The sequence below is a fragment of the Spiroplasma endosymbiont of Melieria omissa genome (assembly GCF_964031175.1).
Lineage (GTDB): Bacteria > Bacillota_I > Bacilli_A > Mycoplasmatales > VBWQ01 > Spiroplasma_E > Spiroplasma_E ixodetis_A.
In genome coordinates, this window is record NZ_OZ035012.1 from 117,498 (window position 1) to 140,265 (window position 22,768).

Here is a 22,768-nt window from a genome sequence, read left to right on the forward strand (position 1 = left end):
TTTAAATTACATATTATTATTTTACATTATTTATGAGTAAATATTACTTTAGTTAGCTATAGAAGAAAATCAGCAACAACAAATACAAGAAAATATAACAAAATTAAAAGAAAATAAACAAGAAATAATAAATGAATTAGAAGAATTCAAAAAAAATGAGAAAGAAATGGAGGAAGAAATAGGAAAATTAAAAGAAACCATAGTTGATGATAGTAATGTGAATCTTTTGATTAAAGAAAAAGAAATATTAGAAGTAAGATTAAAAATTGCTAATTTATCTGCTAGTTTAAAAAGAAAAGAGAAAGAAGTAACATTATTAGAATTTGAAGAATTTAAACATAAACAAATTATTTTAGAAAATAAAGAACAATTAATAAAAGCAAATCATAAATCATATTCAAATAAAAAAACAGAAAATGAAGTTAAAGTAGCAGAATTGGAGATCAAAAAAAACAAGAAAATTTGTGAAATATATGAATTACGGGATAAACTAAATATAGTGGTTATAGATGATGCAAATATTAATACAAAAATTTTAAGTTTACTTTTGACAATATGTAGGCTTGAAAAATCTTCTATAAAAATTGCCAAAGAAATTACAACAAAAAAAGATGTCTTAGAACCTGTTTAGGATCTTTTTAATAGAATTTAACTAAAACAAGAAATAATCATTTATAAATAGGTACTTAACCAATAATTTATTTTCTTTTTCATTTTTTTGTTAAAAAGATTTTATCATTTGAAAACTTATCGACTAAAAATCTATTTTTTATTATAAAATAACCATTATAATATAAATTTTATTAAAAATTAATCAAAAAAGATCCTAAACAGGTTCTTAAAACAAATAAAAAATAATTCATTAGAAGAATCAATAGTAATTTCACCAGAAGAAAACGCCACTTCTGTTCAGCAAAATGAAAAACCATGGTTTAAACGTATATATAAACCATTTACTAAACTTTATAGAGGTAGTAAACAAAAACTTACATTAGGATATTATCAAAGAAAAGAAAAATCTTTAGAAGCGGAAATTAGGAAATTAGAAGCTGAAAAATTAAAAGATTTTTGAAATAAATTTTGATTACTTATGAGCTGTGGTTGTTATAATAATCATGGCAAAACAACATGAAAAATAGAAGAAAAAAAACGAGAATTAAAAGATATTAAAAAAGAACTAGAAAAATTATCAAAAAATAATGTTTCAAATAATCACTCGCAACCTTCAACTTCATCAGCAGTACCCAGCTCATCTAAAAGTTGAAGTGACAAATTATTGAAATCAACAGAAGAAGTAACAAAAAATGATTCTTTATTAAAAGAAAATTCTAAAAATCCGGATATTTCTTTACATTAATTTTATAGAATAGAAATTTATATAACTTTAATTTATAAACTAAATTTTATTAGAAAATGAACAATAATTTTACTTCAATTTTGAACAGATATTGTTCATTTTTTTCTTTTTTTATAATTTTTATAAATTATGTAAGGTAGTACAGACATTTTGGACTATTTTTTATCTAATAAAAGTTTATCAAAATAATCCATAGGAGTCATTAATCCTAATGATTTATGTGGTTTAGAATTGTTATAATATTCTTGAAAAGAATTCACTAATTTTTGAAATAAACTAAAATCACTATTTAAATATGGTTTTATTTCAAATAAATTACTTCAATTTCTGTGAAATCTTTCAATCTTACCATTACTCTGTGGTGATCTAAACGGTGTAGTTTCATGAACTATACCTTTTTTATTACAAAAATTTGTAAATCAACGATTCCTTTGTGGTTTTCCACAAGATGTATTAGTATATTGACTACCATTATCAGTTCTAATTCTTTTAATTTTAATTCCTAATTTTTCATAGAAATTTAAAGCATTTTTAGTAGCATTTACAATATCTCTGCTTTGTGCTTGTTCAGATGGATAACAATAAGTAATTCGAGTTTTTTCATCAATAAAATCAATAATATATAGCTAACTAAAGTAATGTTTACTCATATCTTGAAAAACAAAATCAATCGCTTTTTTAATATTTGGTCAATAATTTGGTAATATTTTTCTTATATTATGTTTTATAGCAAATCAAAAATGTTCAATTGGATTTAAATTAGGAGAATATGGCGGAAGAAATAATAGTTTGCATCCAGCATTTTCAATTAATTGTTGTGTTAATTTAGATTTATGAAACGTTGCATTATCTAAAACTATAATTTGTCCACGCTTTAATACTGGAATTAGTTTATTTTTAACATATGATTCAAAAATTTTACTATTGCAATGTCCTTCAAATGCTCATAAGGCTTTTAATTTACCTTTATTTAGTGAACCAATTATACTCATTCTCTTTATTTTATATGCGGGTTTATTATCAAATAATCTTTTACCTTTTTCAGATCAACCATATTTATAAAATTCATTATCATCAATTCCAGATTCATCAATATATACTAAATCTTCATTCATTATTTTAGCTATTTCTTTTAAAAAATCTTCTTGTTTATTTTTATCTCTTTGTTCATATAGAAAAGTTTTTTTTATATGTATAATTTAGTTTTTTAAAATAGTTATAAACTGTTTCTTTAGTCATATTTCCAAATTTATCAATTACTTTTTGAACTGTAACATCTTTATTTTCTGCTAAATAATTTTTTAATTCATCTAAATCCTTTATTTTGTGGCTATGTCCTTTTTGATAATTCAAAATTGGTTTTATATGCCCAGTTTCTTTTTTTCTTTTTCTTCATAAAAATAAAGTCTTTCTAGTGATATTGAACACTTTACAAATTTCTTTAATTTTCATATTTTTACTTTCATAAGCTTCTATTACTTTTCTTCGTAAGTCTTCACTATATGGTTTTGGCATAATTTAATCTTCCTAATCTATTTTAATTATTGCTGAATTGTACTTTTAAATTCAAAAACTGTTTAAATTACATATTATTATTTTACATTATTTATGAGTAAACATTACTTTAGTTAGCTATATCATCTTTTACTTCCTGTTATATAATCTGATACTACTTTAATATCAGTTTGTAATAATCCAGTTTCTTTTACTTCATATCTCAAATGTTTTTTCTTAATAACTTTTTGTGAACAAAAACCAAAACGTTTTAATCAACGATATATAGTTTTAACCGAGGGTTTTGGCAAAAAATTAAACCTAATATCATCAATATGCCTTATTAAATAACAAAATTGAAAAGCACCTATACCAAACTCTTCTTTATACTGAACAAAATAATTTATAAATTTTTCTGATAATTCCAACTTATAGAAATATTTAATATTTTTAGGTTTTGTTGACTTAAATAATAATTCTTCAAAAGGTTTATTTCTGTAAAAAACATCATAAAAACGTTTAGCTCAATAATAAAAGGTTTGCTTTGGCATATGTAATTGAGAAATTATTTCTTTACAAGTATTTTTATTTTTAAAAATAAAACAAAATTTTCTAAATTTACGATAATAAATATTAACTTTATTAATATTTTTATCATTTTTATACTTTTCTACAAATTTGTTAAATTTATAATCAAATTTAGTAAAATCAGCACTATTAATTAAATATTTCATTTTAAACTACACCTCAACTAATAATATAAAGTTATAAAAACTTTTATTAGTCCAAAAAGTGTGTCTAATCTACAAATTTTTATAAATTATAAATTGATATATATAAAATTACTGTTATAATTTTACTAGCATAATATTTAAAATGGAGTTAGAAGTAATATGAGTAAATCTAAAATTTCATTAAGTTTAAAAAATGTTGAATTTCGTTATAAACCAGAATACAATAACGCTGTTGATAATGTTAGTTTTGATATTAATCATGGTGAATATATTACTATAATTGGTCATAATGGTAGTGGTAAGTCAACACTTTCAAAAATTATTATTGGTGTTTTACACAAACAAAAAGGTACAATTCAATTATTTGGTGAAACAATTACTAATAAAAACATTAAACAATTACGTCGTCACTTAGGTATTGTTTTTCAAAATCCTGATAATCAATTTATAGGTTCAACTGTTCGTGATGATATTGCTTTTGGCTTGGAAAATCATTTAGTTGAACCCAGTGATATGCCAGCAATTATTGACAGAGTTTCTAGGGCAGTGGGTATGGAAAAATATTTAGATCATGAACCACTATGATTATCTGGTGGTCAAAAACAACGTGTAGCTATTGCTTCAGTTTTAGCTTTAGAACCTGATATTATTATTTTTGATGAGGCAACTAGTATGCTTGATCCAAAAGGTAAACGAGAAGTTAAAGAAATTATGTTAAAATTACAAGAACAACGCAATAAAACTATTATTTCTATTACTCATGATATGGATGAAATTATTAATGCCGATAAAATTATTGTTATGAATAAAGGTAAGTTAGTTCGTTATGGAACTCCATCTGAAATATTAAAAGAATGAGAGTTTTTACAAAGTATTCATTTAGATATTCCTTTTGTTTTAAAAGTATCGTTAGGTTTAAAAAATAAAGGGATTAATATTAATGAAACATTAAGTGAAGAGGAGCTGATTTCTAGCTTATGTCAATTAAATTCAAAGAAGTAAGTTATACTTATTCTCCAAAAACCCCTTATCAATATCAAGCATTAAAAGATATTACTATTGAAATTGTTGAACAAAAAATAGTTGCTATTATTGGTGAAACTGGTAGTGGTAAATCAACTATGATTCAACATATTAATGGTTTATTAGTTCCAATGGCAGGTTCAGTTGCTATTAATGATTTTATTATTAAGGCTAATCAAAAAAAAATTCGTGATATTAAAAAAATACGTAAACAAATTGGCTTAGTCTTTCAATTTCCCGAATATCAGTTATTTGAAGAAACTATTGAACGAGATATTATGTTTGGACCAGTTAATTTTGGTGAGAAAAAAGATAAAGCACGAGAGTTAGCAAAAAAATATATTAATTTGGTTGGATTAGACGAAACATACTTATCAAGAAGTCCATTTGATTTGTCTGGTGGTCAAAAACGAAGAGTTGCTATTGCTGGTATTTTGGCATTACAAGGTCATACTTTAATTTTAGATGAACCAACAGCAGGACTTGATCCCGATGGTGAAAAAGAATTAATTAATTTATTTTATGATTTAAATCATAAAGAAAATAAAACTATTATTTTAGTAACTCATAATATGAATCATGTACTAATGGTTGCTGATGAAGTTATTGTATTACATAATACACAGATTTATAAAAAAGCAGATCCAATTACTATTTTTAGAGATAAAAAATTAATTACCGAAACCGGAATTGAACCACCAAAAATTTATAGTTTTTTATATAAATTAGAAGCAGCAGGATTTGATACATCAAAAATTACTGCTAGAAGTGATTCAGAATTAATTGACCAGCTATCAAAAATATTATCCAAAAAAAATAGCAATAAAAAGTAAGGAGTAATAAATAATGAAAGTTAGTTTTGGTCGTTATTTACCTTTAAATTCAATCATTCATCGTGTAGATCCAAGAATTAAATTACTAGTTTTAATTTGTTTAATTGCTTCACTTTTTTTTCATACTGGTTTTGAAGGTTACGCTCTTATTGGTTTTACTGTTATAACAATTTTCTTTTGTGCAAAATTACCTTTTATGATGTTATTGAAATTAATGCGCCCCATTTTATTTATGGCATTTATTTTATTTATAATTAACTGTTTTTTAACTGATGGCCCTAATGTTGGAATGATTTGACGTTGGCACGGTATTAAGGTATCATATAAAGCTATATTTGTTAGTATTTATATTGCTCTTAGAATTTATTTAATGATTTTAATTACAACAATTTTAACAACCACAACACAACCATTAGATTTAACATTAGCATTAGAAGATTTAATGTTACCACTAAAATTAATTAAATTTCCAGTACATATTATTTCAATGATTATTTCTATTGCTCTTCGTTCAATTCCTACATTATTAGATGAAGCCGGTAGAATTTTAAAAGCGCAAGCATCACGTGGTGTAGATTTAAAAAATGGTCATTTTAAAGAAAAAGTTAAATCGTTAGTATCATTAATTATTCCCTTATTAGTTTCTTCATTTCAAAAAGCAGAAGATTTAGCGTACGCTATGGATTCAAGGGGTTATGATCCACAAGGTAAAAGAACACGTTTTCGTCAATACCATATTGATTTTAAAGATATATTTTTCTTTATTATTGGTGTAGGATTGTTAGCATTTCTTATATCTTATACTTATCATCCAGAAATTTTTTGAAGAATTCCATTTATTGATGTTTATTATTCACAATAATAAACGTATATGAATTAGCTTTACTAATTTTAAATGTTATTAATATTAAATTTAATTAAAAATTTTGCAACAAGCATCATAATATTTATCATTTTTATTTTTTCTTATACTCACTATTATTTTTTTTAATTAAAAATTCTTAATTTAAATTTAAAATATATTAATAATTAAAATTAATTAAGGAGTAAGTCCGGTTGATAAATTATAATCATAAATATCACTATCAAAGTTACTTGTAACTACAATACTGTTATTTCATTCAACATTTTGCTTTATCAATCATATTTTTTGCACTAACAAATTTAATTGATCTAATTCTAAATTATTTAATACATTTTTTATAACCTGTTCATCATATAGCTAACTAAAGTAATATTTACTCATAAATAATGTAAAATAATAATATGTAATTTAAACAGTTTTTGAATTTAAAAGTACAATTCAGCAATAATTAAAATAGATTAGGAAGATTAAATTATGCCAAAACCATACAGTGAAGACTTACGAAGAAAAGTAATAGAAGCTTATGAAAGTAAAAATATGAAAATTAAAGAAATTTGTAAAGTGTTCAATATCACTAGAAAGACTTTATTTTTATGAAGAAAAAGAAAAAAAGAAACTGGGCATATAAAACCAATTTTGAATTATCAAAAAGGACATAGCCACAAAATAAAGGATTTAGATGAATTAAAAAATTATTTAGCAGAAAATAAAGATGTTACAGTTCAAAAAGTAATTGATAAATTTGGAAATATGACTAAAGAAACAGTTTATAACTATTTTAAAAAACTAAATTATACATATAAAAAAAACTTTTCTATATGAACAAAGAGATAAAAATAAACAAGAAGATTTTTTAAAAGAAATAGCTAAAATAATGAATGAAGATTTAGTATATATTGATGAATCTGGAATTGATGATAATGAATTTTATAAATATGGTTGATCTGAAAAAGGTAAAAGATTATTTGATAATAAACCCGCATATAAAATAAAGAGAATGAGTATAATTGGTTCACTAAATAAAGGTAAATTAAAAGCCTTATGAGCATTTGAAGGACATTGCAATAGTAAAATTTTTGAATCATATGTTAAAAATAAACTAATTCCAGTATTAAAGCGTGGACAAATTATAGTTTTAGATAATGCAACGTTTCATAAATCTAAATTAACACAACAATTAATTGAAAATGCTGGATGCAAACTATTATTTCTTCCGCCATATTCTCCTAATTTAAATCCAATTGAACATTTTTGATTTGCTATAAAACATAATATAAGAAAAATATTACCAAATTATTGACCAAATATTAAAAAAGCTATTGATTTTGTTTTTCAAGATATGAGTAAACATTACTTTAGTTAGCTATATATTAAAATGGCTACATTTAGGTGTAATCAAATAAATTTAAAAACATAATTTAATGTATATAATAATTGTAAATTATTTCACAATTTTGAATTGCATCTCAAAAATTATTATTTTTTAATTTTATTTTTAAACCAATAATTAAAAAGATTAATGACATAGTTATTGATGAAAAAATTGGAACTAAAATTACACAAAAAATAACTCCGATTTGTAATTGAATTCAATTATAGTATAGTTCATAATTTCTATTTATTAAACATATAAAATTTGCAGAGTGATTTAAAATATAAATTATACTTATATATAGCTAACTAAAGTAATGTTTACTCATATCTTGAAAAACAAAATCAATAGCTTTTTTAATATTTGGTCAATAATTTGGTAATATTTTTCTTATATTATGTTTTATAGCAAAGCAAAAATGTTCAATTGGATTTAAATTAGGAGAATATGGCGGAAGAAATAATAGTTTGCATCCAGCATTTTCAATTAATTGTTGTGTTAATTTAGATTTATGAAACGTTGCATTATCTAAAACTATAATTTGTCCACGCTTTAATACTGGAATTAGTTTATTTTTAACATATGATTCAAAAATTTTACTATTGCAATGTCCTTCAAATGCTCATAAGGCTTTTAATTTACCTTTATTTAGTGAACCAATTATACTCATTCTCTTTATTTTATATGCGGGTTTATTATCAAATAATCTTTTACCTTTTTCAGATCAACCATATTTATAAAATTCATTATCATCAATTCCAGATTCATCAATATATACTAAATCTTCATTCATTATTTTAGCTATTTCTTTTAAAAAATCTTCTTGTTTATTTTTATCTCTTTGTTCATATAGAAAAGTTTTTTTTATATGTATAATTTAGTTTTTTAAAATAGTTATAAACTGTTTCTTTAGTCATATTTCCAAATTTATCAATTACTTTTTGAACTGTAACATCTTTATTTTCTGCTAAATAATTTTTTAATTCATCTAAATCCTTTATTTTGTGGCTATGTCCTTTTTGATAATTCAAAATTGGTTTTATATGCCCAGTTTCTTTTTTTCTTTTTCTTCATAAAAATAAAGTCTTTCTAGTGATATTGAACACTTTACAAATTTCTTTAATTTTCATATTTTTACTTTCATAAGCTTCTATTACTTTTCTTCGTAAGTCTTCACTGTATGGTTTTGGCATAATTTAATCTTCCTAATCTATTTTAATTATTGCTGAATTGTACTTTTAAATTCAAAAACTGTTTAAATTACATATTATTATTTTACATTATTTATGAGTAAACATTACTTTAGTTAGCTATACTTTAATAAATTAAATCCATTACTTTTTCTTAAAACTAATTTTGAACTCCAATTAATATGTATATAATTAAAATTTGAAATACCAATTAGTATTAAACCAATAGTCATAATTGAGATACTTAAAATAAATAACGATACAGTTATTAACTGTAATTTTTTAGTTTTCATCTTAAAAATCTCCTTTTATGTGCATTATTCTAACATATAGTAAAATTTAATATAAGTACTTTAGTTGCAATTAATTTTTATTAGTAGTACTATTAATTTACAATTACATAACAAAAGTCTTAATTTATTCTCGTCTAAATGATAATAAAGACATTATTGAAAAAATTATTCCGCATTTTTGTTACCCGCCCTTTTTACTTTCATAAGCTTCTATTACTTTTCTTCGTAAGTCTTCACTGTATGGTTTTGGCATAATTTAATCTTCCTAATCTATTTTAATTATTGCTGAATTGTACTTTTAAATTCAAAAACTGTTTAAATTACATATTATTATTTTACATTATTTATGAGTAAATATTACTTTAGTTAGCTATATATAAATTATACCAATTTTAAATGTTTTTTCAATCTGTAAATCAGGGTATTTGTTTTGTTTTTGGTGTTCTTAATTAAAATTAATTGAGAAAGGAATGAGTATATTGCTAAATTTTTAATCATAAGTATTAGTATCTAAATTACTTGTAAGTTAGTATTGTCAATAAAGTTTGATTAATAAATTGATTTAATAAGATATTATCTATTACATTTTATGCGTTTTATTAAGGGCATAAAACTTTATTTTAAGAGTATTTAAATTAATAATTATGGTTAATTATTAATTTTAAATTGTGTTCTAATTGTTAATAGTAGCATTGTTTTTTATTATTGTTACTGTTATATACGAAAATTAGATGATTATTTTTGTAGTTTTATGAAAAAAAATATTAAAAAATCATAAATTTATTGTATAATATTTAACGGTTTTACTTATAGAAACTAATATGGCGACTGTGGCGTAGCGGTCTAGCGCATCAGTTTGTGGAACTGACATTCGCGGGTTCGAATCCCGTCAGTCGCCCCATTTAATAAAATTATGTTTTTTACTACTCCTTTTTGGAGTTTTTTCTTTTTTAAATAAATATTATTATAAATTTATTTTTCGCTTTTTATTTACTAAATAAATAATGGTATAATTATTATGTTTTATGATTTGCAGAAAGTTGAGGTTTAAATGTATATGTACCTTAAAGAAGGGCAAATACTTTCAATTCATGCATATAAGCATAATGGCGATTTATATCGTAGTTGAAATAATTCAATTGTTTTAGAAGATACTGAAAAATATTTAGTTTTAGTAAATGAGAATGTAACAATTACTGAAATTAATGGTCGTAAATGAACAACCGTTGATCCAGCAATTTGGTTATTTTTTAAAAATGATTGATACAATATTATTTGTATGATTCGTAATGATGGTGTTCATTATTATTGTAATATTGCCAGTCTCTTTATTTTAGATTCGCAAACAGTTAAATACATTGATTATGATTTAGATGTTAAAGTATTTCCTAATCGTTCTTATAAACTGTTAGATTTGAAAGAATTTAAAACTAATCGTCGAATATGAAAGTATCCAATACCTTTACAAAATATATTATGACAAAATATAAATAAATTAAAAAAAGGAATTAAAAAAAATGAAATTAATTTATTTAATGATGATGTAATTTTAAATTATTGAAAAAATTACCAAAACCAAAGTTTACAAAAATAGTAAGAACATATAGCTAACTAAAGTAATGTTTACTCATATCTTGAAAAACAAAATCAATCGCTTTTTTAATATTTGGTCAATAATTTGGTAATATTTTTCTTATATTATGTTTTATAGCAAATCAAAAATGTTCAATTGGATTTAAATTAGGAGAATATGGCGGAAGAAATAATAGTTTGCATCCAGCATTTTCAATTAATTGTTGTGTTAATTTAGATTTATGAAACGTTGCATTATCTAAAACTATAATTTGTCCACGCTTTAATACTGGAATTAGTTTATTTTTAACATATGATTCAAAAATTTTACTATTGCAATGTCCTTCAAATGCTCATAAGGCTTTTAATTTACCTTTATTTAGTGAACCAATTATACTCATTCTCTTTATTTTATATGCGGGTTTATTATCAAATAATCTTTTACCTTTTTCAGATCAACCATATTTATAAAATTCATTATCATCAATTCCAGATTCATCAATATATACTAAATCTTCATTCATTATTTTAGCTATTTCTTTTAAAAAATCTTCTTGTTTATTTTTATCTCTTTGTTCATATAGAAAAGTTTTTTTTATATGTATAATTTAGTTTTTTAAAATAGTTATAAACTGTTTCTTTAGTCATATTTCCAAATTTATCAATTACTTTTTGAACTGTAACATCTTTATTTTCTGCTAAATAATTTTTTAATTCATCTAAATCCTTTATTTTGTGGCTATGTCCTTTTTGATAATTCAAAATTGGTTTTATATGCCCAGTTTCTTTTTTTCTTTTTCTTCATAAAAATAAAGTCTTTCTAGTGATATTGAACACTTTACAAATTTCTTTAATTTTCATATTTTTACTTTCATAAGCTTCTATTACTTTTCTTCGTAAGTCTTCACTGTATGGTTTTGGCATAATTTAATCTTCCTAATCTATTTTAATTATTGCTGAATTGTACTTTTAAATTCAAAAACTGTTTAAATTACATATTATTATTTTACATTATTTATGAGTAAATATTACTTTAGTTAGCTATATGTTCTTACTATTTTTTATATTAAAACTTTTTATAATTAAATTTTTTTATAAAATAGGTAATTTTTTTGCATAATTATGTTCTCTCATAATACTGTTTATATTACTTTTTTTACTTTTATTTTCAATACCATTATTTATATTTTGAATATCTATATCATTAAATTGTATGTTTTTTTTATAATTATGATAATTAATAGCATATGTTCTTAATTTTTTTATTTCTTTAAACATTAAGTTTTTTATTTCTTGTTCAATTTCTTTATTCATTTTTTACTCCTTTTAAAAATAAAAACCTATTTACTTTGTTTCTCAAAGTAAATAGGTTAAAAACAATATTTAGTTTATAGTTATTTTTAACATCTTTTTGAAAATTTACAATTAATATATATATATATATATATATAGCTAACTAAAGTAATGTTTACTCATATCTTGAAAAACAAAATCAATCGCTTTTTTAATATTTGGTCAATAATTTGGTAATATTTTTCTTATATTATGTTTTATAGCAAATCAAAAATGTTCAATTGGATTTAAATTAGGAGAATATGGCGGAAGAAATAATAGTTTGCATCCAGCATTTTCAATTAATTGTTGTGTTAATTTAGATTTATGAAACGTTGCATTATCTAAAACTATAATTTGTCCACGCTTTAATACTGGAATTAGTTTATTTTTAACATATGATTCAAAAATTTTACTATTGCAATGTCCTTCAAATGCTCATAAGGCTTTTAATTTACCTTTATTTAGTGAACCAATTATACTCATTCTCTTTATTTTGTGGCTATGTCCTTTTTGATAATTCAAAATTGGTTTTATATGCCCAGTTTCTTTTTTTCTTTTTCTTCATAAAAATAAAGTCTTTCTAGTGATATTGAACACTTTACAAATTTCTTTAATTTTCATATTTTTACTTTCATAAGCTTCTATTACTTTTCTTCGTAAGTCTTCACTGTATGGTTTTGGCATAATTTAATCTTCCTAATCTATTTTAATTATTGCTGAATTGTACTTTTAAATTCAAAAACTGTTTAAATTACATATTATTATTTTACATTATTTATGAGTAAATATTACTTTAGTTAGCTATATATAGTTAACTAAAGTAATGTTTACTCATATCTTCAAAAACAAAATCAATCGCTTTTTTAATATTTGGTCAATAATTTGGTAATATTTTTCTTATATTATGTTTTATAGCAAATCAAAAATGTTCAATTGGATTTAAATTAGGAGAATATGGCGGAAGAAATAATAGTTTGCATCCAGCATTTTCAATTAATTGTTGTGTTAATTTAGATTTATGAAACGTTGCATTATCTAAAACTATAATTTGTCCACGCTTTAATACTGGAATTAGTTTATTTTTAACATATGATTCAAAAATTTTACTATTGCAATGTCCTTCAAATGCTCATAAGGCTTTTAATTTACCTTTATTTAGTGAACCAATTATACTCATTCTCTTTATTTTATATGCGGGTTTATTATCAAATAATCTTTTACCTTTTTCAGATCAACCATATTTATAAAATTCATTATCATCAATTCCAGATTCATCAATATATACTAAATCTTCATTCATTATTTTAGCTATTTCTTTTAAAAAATCTTCTTGTTTATTTTTATCTCTTTGTTCATATAGAAAAGTTTTTTTTATATGTATAATTTAGTTTTTTAAAATAGTTATAAACTGTTTCTTTAGTCATATTTCCAAATTTATCAATTACTTTTTGAACTGTAACATCTTTATTTTCTGCTAAATAATTTTTTAATTCATCTAAATCCTTTATTTTGTGGCTATGTCCTTTTTGATAATTCAAAATTGGTTTTATATGCCCAGTTTCTTTTTTTCTTTTTCTTCATAAAAATAAAGTCTTTCTAGTGATATTGAACACTTTACAAATTTCTTTAATTTTCATATTTTTACTTTCATAAGCTTCTATTACTTTTCTTCGTAAGTCTTCACTGTAGGTTTTGGCATAATTTAATCTTCCTAATCTATTTTAATTATTGCTGAATTGTACTTTTAAATTCAAAAACTGTTTAAATTACATATTATTATTTTACATTATTTATGAGTAAATATTACTTTAGTTAGCTATAATAAGGATATTTTTCTTTCTGCTGATTCTTGTCAAATTATTGATTGTAACACTTTTAAATCATAAATATTGTTATTTTTATAACATCCAATAGCGCTTAAACTTGTACTTGTAATAATTATTAAACCACTTATTATTTTTAATATTTTTTTCATGTTTTTTCTCCTTTTAAAAATAAAAACCTATTTACTTTGAGAAACAAAGTAAATAGGTTAAAAACTATATTTAGTTTGTAGTTTTTTTAACATTTTTTTTGAAATTTTACAATCAATAAAGATAATATATTTATTTTTAAAATTTAAAAGACAAGATATAATTATTTTTAACTATTTAAATTACGTATTATTGTTGATTTATATTGGCTAAATGTTAAGATAAATGTAAAATTAGATACTTAATTATTAATTACATTTAGTTTTTAATAATTTTAAAAATGATTGATAAATAAAATTATTGTTTATAGATTTTAAATTTTTTTTGCATAAGATGTTAAAAATAAAGTACGAATAGTTTACTAGAAATATTGCGAAATAATAATTATAAAGAGGTAAAAAGGATGTTAAAATTTTCAAAAACATTATCTAACATTGGTATTTATCTACTTTTGACAACATTAATGCCGGTAATGGTTATTTCTATAATTATGATTTCTTTAAAAGGATTAATGGAAAGTTCTTATGAATTATTATGGAAGTTTGGAGAATGATTACAAGAAGTTTTTGATTCTGGATTAAGTACTATTCAATGATTAGGATGAATTATATTGATAGCTTGTCTAACAACTTATGGTATTCTTATATTTATTTTAGTTATGATAAATTCAAGAAAAGCATTTGAACAAAGAATTGGTTATATTCTTGGTTTAGTAATTGGAGTTGGTTCAATTGTTGTTACATTATTACCATTAATTATTGTTAGTATTGCTAGTCTTGGCAATGGAGTAATAACTTTAGTATTAGGATTATCATTTGTTTTTATTGGATTGAATGGTGGTTTAGTTGCTTGTGGATCATTATTTGGTTTAATTAGTGCAAAAAAACATTATAAATTTATTAGATGCAAAGAAAAAGTAGATTATATCTACTTTTTATTATTTATATATTTACTTCATGATAATTGTAAATTTGTTAATGTATAATGCATTAATTGTCGATGTATGCTAATAATTAAAACGTTAAATATTGTTACAATAAGTAAAATTCATCAATGATCATTTAAAGTATTAAAATAATCAAGTTTGCTTTTAAAAACGGCAGTTTCAACTAACATAAATAATGCATTTAAAATGAAAAAAATTAATCAACCAAAACTAAACAGAATAATTAGATAACGATAAAATTTAGTTTGAAAAGTACTACCTTTGACTTTAATTTGATAAACTGTTTCATAAGTATAATGGTTAATAGAAAAAGCAAACAAAATTAATAGAATTAAACTATTTATGCCAACTATTAATAAAATATTAATTATTTTTTCGCTAGTAGTATTTATTAAAATTGAACCTATTATTATAAATATAATTTGAACAATTAATCACAAAATGCTAACATAAAAAAAACTTTTTTTTGTTCAGTATTTAATTAATTCATTTTCCATTTTGTATCACCATATTAATTTTAGTATATTTTATGCAAATATAGAATAAAATTTATCTTTTTATAATTTTTCATAACATAATAAGTGGATGGGTTACACTTTATTGGACACTAATTACGTAGACAAGTGAACAAATTAGTTGAAAGAAAGGAACTATAATTATGGCCAATATTAATTCATATACCGATGAATTTAAAAAACAAATAGTAGCTTTATATCAAAGCGGCAAATCAGTATCTTACCTTGCTAAAGAATATAATGTTACAAGAGCAGCTACTTATAATTGAATTAAGCAATTTACTAATTCAGGTAGTTTTAAAGCTAAAGATAATCGTTCTGTTGAAGAAAATGAATTAATTAAATTAAGAAAAGAATTAAAACAATTAAGAATGGAAAATGATATTTTAAAGCAAGCAGCACTAATAATAGGCAGAAAATAGAAATTATTACAAACAATAAGTTTAAATATAAAATTCGCACAATGTGTCATTTTTTAAAAATTTCTAAATCAACATATTATTTTAATTTAAAGAAAAAAGAAAATAAAATTCAAAATAATATTTATGATGAAGCTATTATTAGTGCTTTTAAAGAAAATAAATGTGTTTATGGAACAAGAAGATTAAAAGTAATATTAGAAAACCAAGAAATTTATTTATCAAGACGAAAAATTAAAGAAATTATGAATAAGCATAATTTAATATCAAAATACACTAAATTATCATTCAAAAATCATAATAACAAAGTAAATGATGAAAAAATCACTAATCTTGTGAATAGAAACTTTAATAATAGGCTTAAAAATGAAGTTATTGTCAGTGATTTAACTTATGTTCAAGTTAATGGTAAATGAAACTATATTTGCTTATTAATTGACCTATTTAACCGCGAAATTATTGGACATAGTGTAGGTACTAGAAAAGATGCCTTATTAGTACATCAAGCATTTATGCAATCAAATCGCTGTTTAAAAGATATTCAAATATTTCATAGTGATTGTGGTAATGAATTTAATAATAAAATTATTGATAAACTTTTACTAGCATTCAATATTACTCGCTCTTTAAGCAAAAAAGGTTGTCCTTATGACAATGCTGTTGCTGAAGCAACTTTTAAAACTTTCAAAACTAATTTATTAATGATAAAAATTTTAGATCATTAATCCAATTAAAATTAGAATTATTTGATTACATCAATTGATACAACAACATAAGAACCTGTTTAGGATCTTTTTTGATTAATTTTTAATAAAATTTATATTATAATGGTTATTTTATAATAAAAAATAGATTTTTAGTCGATAAGTTTTCAAATGATAAAATCTTTTTAACAAAAAAATGAAAAAGAAAATAAATTATTGGTTAAGTACCTATTTATAAATGATTATTTCTTGTTTTAGTTAAATTCTATTAAAAAGATCCTAAACAGGTTCTAAGAATCCACAGCACTTTAAACTACTTAACTCCAGTTAATTATCAAAAACAAATGTCTACCAAAAAATAGTCCTAAAAAGTGTTGCCATTCCAAAGTTTGGGAATAACTAAAATTAGAGAGGGAAATAAAATGGCAATTGAAGTAGAAATTAGGCGTATACGTCTAAGAACCTGTTTAGAATCTTTTTAATAAAACTGAAATAAAGGAAAGAACAACCATTTGTAAACTAGTATTTAGTTTTCTTTCACAATTTTTTCATAATCTTCTGTATTTTTCTAATCAAGCAAAGCTTCGTTCTACAATTCATCTTTTTGGTAATACTACAAAAGTATGTATAGCTAACTAAAGTAATATTTACTCATAAATAATGTAAAATAATAATATGTAATTTAAACAGTTTTTGAATTTAAAAGTACAATTCAGCAATAATTAAAATAGATTAGGAAGATTAAATTATGCCAAAACCATACAGTGAAGACTTACGAAGAAAAGTAATAGAAGCTTATGAAAATAAAAATATGAAAATTAAAGAAATTTGTAAAGTGTTCAATATCACTAGAAAGACTTTATTTTTATGAAGAAAAAGAAAAAAAGAAACTGGGCATATAAAACCAATTTTGAATTATCAAAAAGGACATAGCCACAAAATAAAGGATTTAGATGAATTAAAAAATTATTTAGCAGAAAATAAAGATGTTACAGTTCAAAAAGTAATTGATAAATTTGGAAATATAACTAAAGAAACAGTTTATAACTATTTTAAAAAACTAAATTATACATATAAAAAAAACTTTTCTATATGAACAAAGAGATAAAAATAAACAAGAAGATTTTTTAAAAGAAATAGCTAAAATAATGAATGAAGATTTAGTATATATTGATGAATCTGGAATTGATGATAATGAATTTTATAAATATGGTTGATCTGAAAAAGGTAAAAGATTATTTGATAATAAACCCGCATATAAAATAAAGAGAATGAGTATAATTGGTTCACTAAATAAAGGTAAATTAAAAGCCTTATGAGCATTTGAAGGACATTGCAATAGTAAAATTTTTGAATCATATGTTAAAAATAAACTAATTCCAGTATTAAAGCGTGGACAAATTATAGTTTTAGATAATGCAACGTTTCATAAATCTAAATTAACACAACAATTAATTGAAAATGCTGGATGCAAACTATTATTTCTTCCGCCATATTCTCCTAATTTAAATCCAATTGAACATTTTTGATTTGCTATAAAACATAATATAAGAAAAATATTACCAAATTATTGACCAAATATTAAAAAAGCGATTGATTTTGTTTTTCAAGATATGAGTAAACATTACTTTAGTTAGCTATATGTATTTGGCATTTTTAATAAAATAGTTTCTATATATAGTTCTTTAATAATATGATTTAATTTTTTAAAAAATATTATAGGATTATCATTTAAAATTTCTAAAATTGTTATTGTATGAAAAATACTTGAGTAGATTATTTTTTCTTCATCAAATTTTTCTTTTTCTTTTCAATCTTTTTTTTCAAAATTTGATTTTTTTGGCATATTCAATTTTCCTTTCAAAATAAAAACCCATTTACTTTCATAAAAAGTAAATGGATTAAAAACTAATATTTAGTTATATACAGTATAGAAAATAAAAAAAATTTGTCAACTTTAGAATCTCTTATATTATTTCAAAATAAGTCAAATTTCAAAAAAAGTAATAATAATAACTTTAATAGTGTTAAAAGCATTTTTTATGTTTTTTAGATAATCATTTATTATTATTATTTATAGTTTATTTTAAAAATTAAAATAAATGAATTTTTTTGAAAAGAAAAAAATGAGAGAAGAACATTTAAAAGAGATAAATGAAAAAATATTAAATATAAAAGAATTATATAAACGTAATAATGAAATTTTAAATGAAATCATATTTAATAAAAATAACTATTGTGAAGAAAATATAGATATGATAAAAGATTCAATTTTAGAAAAAAATTATAATTTTCAAGAAATAAAAATTCAACTTTTAGATCATCAAAACTTTTTATTAAGTAAAAATATAAATAATGAATTCTTATTTAATAATCTTGAGTTAGAATTATCAATAAATAAATTCTGATATAAATTTTCTATTAAACTTTATAAAAAAGAAAAAGAAATAGTTAAATATTGAAAAGAACAGTATTTTGAATGTTATAAAAAACAATTTTTTATAAAGAAAAACTTAGAAAATGATAATAAAATATCAAATTTTGTTATTAATAAAATTAATAAAGATGTACAAAATATTTCAGTTTCAACTTCTTCATTAAAAGTACATACATTAAAAATGTAAAATATATAACACGCTTTTTTTAATAAAATCATTTAAAAATCTAGAATTTAATTTTTTTTAAATTATGATATAATCACTTTAAAATAATTATTAATTTTTTACAATATTTAAATGAGGTATATATATGAAAAAACCATTATCATTTATGGGCGCATTATTATTATCAAGCGCAGTCACTGCTAGTACAACGGCATGTAATAATCTAACTATATTCAAAAAAGATTTAAAAAAAGATTTAACACAAACAGATTTAAAAATTGTACCAGAGGAACATAGAGGAACAATACCTACAGATTATGAATTAAAATCACAACTATTTATTTTAAATCATGAACTTCATACTGATAATATTAAAATTATTAATAAAACCACTAATTATGCTTTTGTTGTTGGTGATGGTATTTTTTACAATCAAGATAAAATTAAAATTACTTATCAAATCCAAACTATTGATATTAGAACAAATAATTGTTGATGGAGCATCCATTGGTAATTTTAGTACTAATGGTCAAAAACCTACTGTGGAAGCTGTTTACAGTCGTATTCAAGAAAAATATTCTAATTTAGAAATGGATCGCCTTAAAATTGATGTTATTTCTAATAAAGAAGCAACTATTACAGGTATTACGGGTGATGATGTTATTCCTCTTTATACTGGTAAGGTAACAGTTACATTTAGTACTAATGATAGTGTTGATTTAAGTACTATTATTAATAAAAAAGATTTAATGGTTAAGACTAATGGTCATGATATACCATCAAATAATGATGTAATGAGAGCATTACGTGATACTTACCAAGAAAAGTTAGATACTTCTTTTATTGCAATAGAAATTACTGCTACTAATAGTGCCACTATTACTAGTACAAATCAAAAAAAATATACCGGTAAAGTAATACTAAATTTAAATCTTGATATTAGAATTGCTCTTAAAGACGTTATTAATAAGGGATTAGATAAAATTGCTATTATAGGTAAAGTAATAACTTTAGAAGATGTTAATAGTGCATTGAAAAAACAATATTCAAGGTTAAATATGAATGCTATTCAAGTAACGTTGCAAAATAATAGTGTTACTATTAAATCTATTAATCAATATGTATACACTAGTGCTGATGTAGTAATTAATAATTTACTTATTGATTTAAATAGTGTTTTAAATAATAAATTACCAACTTTGAATATTCCTGGACAAAATACACCAAGTAAAGAGCAATTAATTTTAGCACTTAAAACCGCTAACTATAATCTTGATGTAAGCAAAATTATAGTTGATAAAATTACTGATAATAGTGCAGTTATTAATGGTGATGGTAAATTTTATAGCAATGATAGTATTGTTGTTAGTTATGATTGTGATAAAACAGAGCTTTTAAGTGATGTTTTTAAAAATTTAAATTTAGGAACAATTAAAACTAATGGATTATCAAAACCAAATATTGAAGAAATTAAAACTGCGATTAGTAAAAGTAATCCAAATGTAAAGCTAGATGCAATTAAATTTAGTGAAGATGATATTACTAATCAACAAGTAACTATTAGTGGTGATGAAACTATTTATAAAGGAAAGATAGTTGCTGATTTTACTGTTGATAGTAGTAGTATTAATAATGATCAACTAAATTATAATTATAGTGAAACTAATAGTGTTGGTTCATTAAAAAGTACTTGAACGAGCTCTGATATTACTATATTATCTAATTGAACAAATTATGCACCAGATTGAGATAGTTTTTCTAATAAGTTTAGTAAATTGAGTTTTGGTGATAATTCGTATTTTAGTCTTTATTGTAATACTTATACTGATCAAAAATTAAAAGGTTCGCAATTAAGTATTAGTACTAATGATATTAGTAATGATAGAAACAAAAATATATTTGAGCTTAGTTACTATTATGATGATGGATTTTGAGGAGCCTTTCTTGAATTACATGGTTATATTCATATTTGACATGATGAAGAAAATGTTTATGTAAGCATTAATTGAAGCATTGATACAGTTAAATGTTTCCGTGATCGAGTATGGAATATTAACTTGCAAGGTGTAACTTTTAGTTAGAATTTAATAGATTATATTTATTTAGATTTACTGTTAATTATATAAGTTTGTAATATTAATTTTATTAAAAAAATAAATGAGAGATAATACTCTCATTTTTAATATCTTTTTATATAAATTAAGTAAATAACTAAAAAAGGATATACAAAGTAAGTTAAAAAATTAAAATTAAAAATTATTAATTTATAATTATTATAAACTTAATATAGTTTTTATTTTAAAATAAATGAGTTTAGATTGAAAGGAAAAAAAGATGAATAGAGAGCAAGAAATAAATATATTAAATGTAGAAATAAATTTAATTGAACAAAAAATGGCTATTATTAAAAGTAATTTAGAAACTTGTATCAAAAATATAAGTGATAATCAAAGACAAGTATCTAATTTTTTAGAAGAACTTAAAAGAGAAGATTCAGAACATAAAAAATTATTATCTTCACCATGCTTAGAAAAAAATGGAAATTGTCAAGAAAATAGAGCAATGAGAGAAAGAATTACATTTCATTGAAGACATATTAAATATATTGAAGGAAAAATTATTAACTTAGAATTTTTAATTAAAAATCAAGAACAAGAAAAAAACAATTTAAAATCTGAAATGAATTTATTAAGGATAGAAAAAGATAAAAAAATTAGAATTTTAGAACAACAAAAAAATAATTTCAATAACATTAAGAGTATTGTTAATCATGAAAAAAAGTATAATGATAGTAATAAGCCCAATACAAGTTATAGTAAATTAACATAATTGAAGTAATTATATAAGATTTATATTTAATTTATTTACAAAAAAGTTATCATTTCTGATAACTTTTTGTATGTTTATTTATATTATTAGACTTACTGCATAACGTTTTTAAGTTTTAATGATAAATTATAAAATCCTGCAATTAAATTAAATCTTAAAAATATTCGTTTTCTAGCTTTTCTAAATTTATAACCAATAATTTTAAAACATTTTAAAAATGCAAAAACATGTTCAATTTTTCTGCGAGTTTTATTAATAATCTTATTAAAAATTTTAATTTTACTTGTTTTAGGATTATTTTTACTAGTTTTAATGGGTAAAAATGTATTACTATGAATTTTTTGTAAACCTTGATAACCTTTATCTGCAAGAATTACAGTTTCTGACAAAAATTCTAACTTTGAATTTTTAAAAGTTTTAAAATCATGATTTTTACCAGTATCAGGAAAAATATTTAAAATTTCATTAGTATGTGCATTAATTATGGTTTGAAACTTAACAGTATGCATTCATTTTTTGCCAGAAAATCAATCTTTTTGATTATATTTTGGTCGTTCTGTTTCTACTTCTGTTACATCAATTATCAAAATTTTATTTTTGAATTCTTCTTTTTAAAAAAATATTTTTATTTGTTAAATTATTAAACTTATTATTATTTATTAAAATGTCTTCAATTGAACGAATATTTCGTAAAGCAGTAGTATCAACCAT

The 22,768-nt window shown here is 21.8% G+C and carries 32 protein-coding genes, 1 tRNA gene and 1 pseudogene; 18 read left to right on the top strand and 16 right to left on the bottom strand.

All coding sequences use genetic code 4. From position 1 onward, the window contains the following. The first annotated feature begins 166 nt into the window (after nucleotides 1–166). Both ACQH26_RS00790 and ACQH26_RS00795 read left to right on the top strand, forming a co-directional pair. Entirely contained in the window at nucleotides 167–631 is a 465-nt protein-coding gene (locus tag ACQH26_RS00790; RefSeq protein ID WP_425382552.1) for a hypothetical protein, read from the top strand. A gap of 459 nt (nucleotides 632–1,090) precedes the next feature. Next, complete coding sequence (locus ACQH26_RS00795; protein ID WP_425382553.1) at nucleotides 1,091–1,357, top strand: hypothetical protein; 267 nt, start codon at nucleotides 1,091–1,093, stop codon at nucleotides 1,355–1,357. 155 nt (nucleotides 1,358–1,512) lie between these two features. Here ACQH26_RS00795 and ACQH26_RS00800 read toward each other — a convergent pair whose 3' ends face one another. The 4 genes from ACQH26_RS00800 to ACQH26_RS00815 all read right to left on the bottom strand — a co-directional run bounded on the left by ACQH26_RS00800 (nucleotide 1,513) and on the right by ACQH26_RS00815 (nucleotide 3,585). After that, nucleotides 1,513–1,977 carry an integrase core domain-containing protein gene (locus ACQH26_RS00800; RefSeq protein WP_425383051.1) on the bottom strand — a complete coding sequence of 155 codons (465 nt, stop codon included), beginning with the start codon at nucleotides 1,975–1,977 and terminating at the stop codon, nucleotides 1,513–1,515. A 6-nt stretch (nucleotides 1,978–1,983) separates the two neighbouring features. Then, complete coding sequence (locus tag ACQH26_RS00805; protein ID WP_425381862.1) at nucleotides 1,984–2,472, bottom strand: IS630 family transposase; 489 nt, start codon at nucleotides 2,470–2,472, stop codon at nucleotides 1,984–1,986. A 40-nt stretch (nucleotides 2,473–2,512) separates the two neighbouring features. After that, nucleotides 2,513–2,872, bottom strand: a complete 360-nt coding sequence (locus ACQH26_RS00810) for a helix-turn-helix domain-containing protein (RefSeq protein ID WP_425381863.1) — start codon at nucleotides 2,870–2,872, stop codon at nucleotides 2,513–2,515. 113 nt (nucleotides 2,873–2,985) lie between these two features. After that, the gene (locus ACQH26_RS00815) at nucleotides 2,986–3,585 is read right to left on the bottom strand and encodes a hypothetical protein (protein ID WP_425382154.1); all 600 of its coding nucleotides are present in this window, start codon (nucleotides 3,583–3,585) and stop codon (nucleotides 2,986–2,988) included. A gap of 159 nt (nucleotides 3,586–3,744) precedes the next feature. On the opposite strand from ACQH26_RS00815, the gene ACQH26_RS00820 reads away from it, so the two are divergent. From ACQH26_RS00820 to ACQH26_RS00840, 5 genes are all read left to right on the top strand, one after another. After that, a complete protein-coding gene (locus tag ACQH26_RS00820) occupies nucleotides 3,745–4,587 on the top strand; it encodes an energy-coupling factor transporter ATPase (RefSeq protein ID WP_252320168.1) in 843 nt (280 codons plus the stop codon). After that, entirely contained in the window at nucleotides 4,563–5,441 is an 879-nt protein-coding gene (locus ACQH26_RS00825) for an energy-coupling factor transporter ATPase (protein WP_281748539.1), read from the top strand. The genes ACQH26_RS00820 and ACQH26_RS00825 overlap by 25 nt, the downstream gene beginning before the upstream one ends. Before the next feature lie 13 nt (nucleotides 5,442–5,454). Next, entirely contained in the window at nucleotides 5,455–6,303 is an 849-nt protein-coding gene (locus tag ACQH26_RS00830; protein WP_425382554.1) for an energy-coupling factor transporter transmembrane component T family protein, read from the top strand. A 477-nt stretch (nucleotides 6,304–6,780) separates the two neighbouring features. Next, nucleotides 6,781–7,140 (top strand): helix-turn-helix domain-containing protein, encoded by a 360-nt coding sequence (locus tag ACQH26_RS00835; protein WP_425381863.1) that lies wholly within the window; start codon nucleotides 6,781–6,783, stop codon nucleotides 7,138–7,140. Nucleotides 7,141–7,180: 40 nt separating this feature from the next. Beyond that, entirely contained in the window at nucleotides 7,181–7,669 is a 489-nt protein-coding gene (locus ACQH26_RS00840; protein ID WP_425381862.1) for an IS630 family transposase, read from the top strand. Nucleotides 7,670–7,982: 313 nt separating this feature from the next. On the opposite strand, the gene ACQH26_RS00845 is transcribed toward ACQH26_RS00840, so the two are convergent. Together ACQH26_RS00845 and ACQH26_RS00850 are read right to left on the bottom strand one after the other, a co-directional pair. Next, nucleotides 7,983–8,471: an IS630 family transposase gene (locus tag ACQH26_RS00845; protein WP_425382269.1), complete on the bottom strand. Its 489-nt coding sequence runs from the start codon at nucleotides 8,469–8,471 to the stop codon at nucleotides 7,983–7,985. A 40-nt stretch (nucleotides 8,472–8,511) separates the two neighbouring features. Beyond that, nucleotides 8,512–8,871 (bottom strand): helix-turn-helix domain-containing protein, encoded by a 360-nt coding sequence (locus ACQH26_RS00850; protein WP_425381863.1) that lies wholly within the window; start codon nucleotides 8,869–8,871, stop codon nucleotides 8,512–8,514. Nucleotides 8,872–9,985: 1,114 nt separating this feature from the next. On the opposite strand from ACQH26_RS00850, the gene ACQH26_RS00855 reads away from it, so the two are divergent. Together ACQH26_RS00855 and ACQH26_RS00860 are read left to right on the top strand one after the other, a co-directional pair. Then, nucleotides 9,986–10,062, top strand: a tRNA-His gene (locus ACQH26_RS00855). A 156-nt stretch (nucleotides 10,063–10,218) separates the two neighbouring features. Then, nucleotides 10,219–10,755, top strand: a complete 537-nt coding sequence (locus ACQH26_RS00860; protein WP_425382555.1) for a DUF402 domain-containing protein — start codon at nucleotides 10,219–10,221, stop codon at nucleotides 10,753–10,755. A gap of 13 nt (nucleotides 10,756–10,768) precedes the next feature. Here ACQH26_RS00860 and ACQH26_RS00865 read toward each other — a convergent pair whose 3' ends face one another. The 7 genes from ACQH26_RS00865 to ACQH26_RS00895 all read right to left on the bottom strand — a co-directional run bounded on the left by ACQH26_RS00865 (nucleotide 10,769) and on the right by ACQH26_RS00895 (nucleotide 14,043). Beyond that, on the bottom strand, nucleotides 10,769–11,257 hold the full coding sequence (locus tag ACQH26_RS00865; protein ID WP_425381862.1) for an IS630 family transposase: 489 nt from the start codon (nucleotides 11,255–11,257) through the stop codon (nucleotides 10,769–10,771). 40 nt (nucleotides 11,258–11,297) lie between these two features. Next, a complete protein-coding gene (locus ACQH26_RS00870; protein WP_425381863.1) occupies nucleotides 11,298–11,657 on the bottom strand; it encodes a helix-turn-helix domain-containing protein in 360 nt (119 codons plus the stop codon). A 168-nt stretch (nucleotides 11,658–11,825) separates the two neighbouring features. Beyond that, nucleotides 11,826–12,047 carry a hypothetical protein gene (locus ACQH26_RS00875; RefSeq protein ID WP_425382556.1) on the bottom strand — a complete coding sequence of 74 codons (222 nt, stop codon included), beginning with the start codon at nucleotides 12,045–12,047 and terminating at the stop codon, nucleotides 11,826–11,828. A gap of 138 nt (nucleotides 12,048–12,185) precedes the next feature. Then, complete coding sequence (locus ACQH26_RS00880) at nucleotides 12,186–12,752, bottom strand: transposase (RefSeq protein WP_425382557.1); 567 nt, start codon at nucleotides 12,750–12,752, stop codon at nucleotides 12,186–12,188. 127 nt (nucleotides 12,753–12,879) lie between these two features. Continuing rightward, nucleotides 12,880–13,368, bottom strand: coding sequence for an IS630 family transposase (locus ACQH26_RS00885; RefSeq protein WP_425382141.1), 489 nt, complete (start codon nucleotides 13,366–13,368; stop codon nucleotides 12,880–12,882). Between the two features lie 40 nt (nucleotides 13,369–13,408). Next, nucleotides 13,409–13,783 carry a helix-turn-helix domain-containing protein gene (locus tag ACQH26_RS00890; protein WP_425383052.1) on the bottom strand — a complete coding sequence of 125 codons (375 nt, stop codon included), beginning with the start codon at nucleotides 13,781–13,783 and terminating at the stop codon, nucleotides 13,409–13,411. Nucleotides 13,784–13,884: 101 nt separating this feature from the next. Beyond that, nucleotides 13,885–14,043, bottom strand: coding sequence for a hypothetical protein (locus ACQH26_RS00895; RefSeq protein WP_425382558.1), 159 nt, complete (start codon nucleotides 14,041–14,043; stop codon nucleotides 13,885–13,887). 608 nt (nucleotides 14,044–14,651) lie between these two features. Between ACQH26_RS00895 and ACQH26_RS00900 the strand changes: the two genes are divergently transcribed. The 3 genes from ACQH26_RS00900 to ACQH26_RS00910 all read left to right on the top strand — a co-directional run bounded on the left by ACQH26_RS00900 (nucleotide 14,652) and on the right by ACQH26_RS00910 (nucleotide 16,646). Next, a complete protein-coding gene (locus ACQH26_RS00900) occupies nucleotides 14,652–15,026 on the top strand; it encodes a hypothetical protein (protein WP_425382559.1) in 375 nt (124 codons plus the stop codon). Between the two features lie 619 nt (nucleotides 15,027–15,645). Continuing rightward, nucleotides 15,646–15,924 carry a transposase gene (locus ACQH26_RS00905; protein ID WP_425381925.1) on the top strand — a complete coding sequence of 93 codons (279 nt, stop codon included), beginning with the start codon at nucleotides 15,646–15,648 and terminating at the stop codon, nucleotides 15,922–15,924. 32 nt (nucleotides 15,925–15,956) lie between these two features. Further along, entirely contained in the window at nucleotides 15,957–16,646 is a 690-nt protein-coding gene (locus ACQH26_RS00910; protein ID WP_425383053.1) for an IS3 family transposase, read from the top strand. A gap of 446 nt (nucleotides 16,647–17,092) precedes the next feature. Here ACQH26_RS00910 and ACQH26_RS00915 read toward each other — a convergent pair. Next, a pseudogene (locus ACQH26_RS00915) lies at nucleotides 17,093–17,254 on the bottom strand (transposase); the annotation flags it as partial. A gap of 119 nt (nucleotides 17,255–17,373) precedes the next feature. On the opposite strand from ACQH26_RS00915, the gene ACQH26_RS00920 reads away from it, so the two are divergent. Further along, entirely contained in the window at nucleotides 17,374–17,733 is a 360-nt protein-coding gene (locus ACQH26_RS00920; RefSeq protein WP_425382560.1) for a helix-turn-helix domain-containing protein, read from the top strand. Nucleotides 17,734–17,773: 40 nt separating this feature from the next. Beyond that, nucleotides 17,774–18,262, top strand: a complete 489-nt coding sequence (locus ACQH26_RS00925) for an IS630 family transposase (RefSeq protein WP_425381862.1) — start codon at nucleotides 17,774–17,776, stop codon at nucleotides 18,260–18,262. On the opposite strand, the gene ACQH26_RS00930 is transcribed toward ACQH26_RS00925, so the two are convergent. Further along, complete coding sequence (locus tag ACQH26_RS00930; protein WP_425382561.1) at nucleotides 18,259–18,471, bottom strand: hypothetical protein; 213 nt, start codon at nucleotides 18,469–18,471, stop codon at nucleotides 18,259–18,261. The two genes, ACQH26_RS00925 and ACQH26_RS00930, sit on opposite strands and share 4 nt — an antisense overlap. A gap of 280 nt (nucleotides 18,472–18,751) precedes the next feature. On the opposite strand from ACQH26_RS00930, the gene ACQH26_RS00935 reads away from it, so the two are divergent. The 4 genes from ACQH26_RS00935 (at nucleotide 18,752) to ACQH26_RS00950 (ending at nucleotide 22,057) form a co-directional block, all read left to right on the top strand. After that, nucleotides 18,752–19,249: a hypothetical protein gene (locus ACQH26_RS00935; protein ID WP_425382562.1), complete on the top strand. Its 498-nt coding sequence runs from the start codon at nucleotides 18,752–18,754 to the stop codon at nucleotides 19,247–19,249. A gap of 124 nt (nucleotides 19,250–19,373) precedes the next feature. Further along, a complete protein-coding gene (locus tag ACQH26_RS00940) occupies nucleotides 19,374–19,742 on the top strand; it encodes a hypothetical protein (RefSeq protein ID WP_425382563.1) in 369 nt (122 codons plus the stop codon). Further along, complete coding sequence (locus ACQH26_RS00945; RefSeq protein ID WP_425382564.1) at nucleotides 19,699–21,309, top strand: hypothetical protein; 1,611 nt, start codon at nucleotides 19,699–19,701, stop codon at nucleotides 21,307–21,309. Before ACQH26_RS00940 ends, ACQH26_RS00945 begins: the two co-directional genes overlap by 44 nt. Before the next feature lie 226 nt (nucleotides 21,310–21,535). Continuing rightward, nucleotides 21,536–22,057, top strand: a complete 522-nt coding sequence (locus ACQH26_RS00950; protein ID WP_425382565.1) for a hypothetical protein — start codon at nucleotides 21,536–21,538, stop codon at nucleotides 22,055–22,057. 92 nt (nucleotides 22,058–22,149) lie between these two features. On the opposite strand, the gene ACQH26_RS00955 is transcribed toward ACQH26_RS00950, so the two are convergent. Further along, complete coding sequence (locus tag ACQH26_RS00955; RefSeq protein ID WP_425381977.1) at nucleotides 22,150–22,644, bottom strand: transposase family protein; 495 nt, start codon at nucleotides 22,642–22,644, stop codon at nucleotides 22,150–22,152. Between the last annotated feature and the right edge of the window lie 124 nt (nucleotides 22,645–22,768).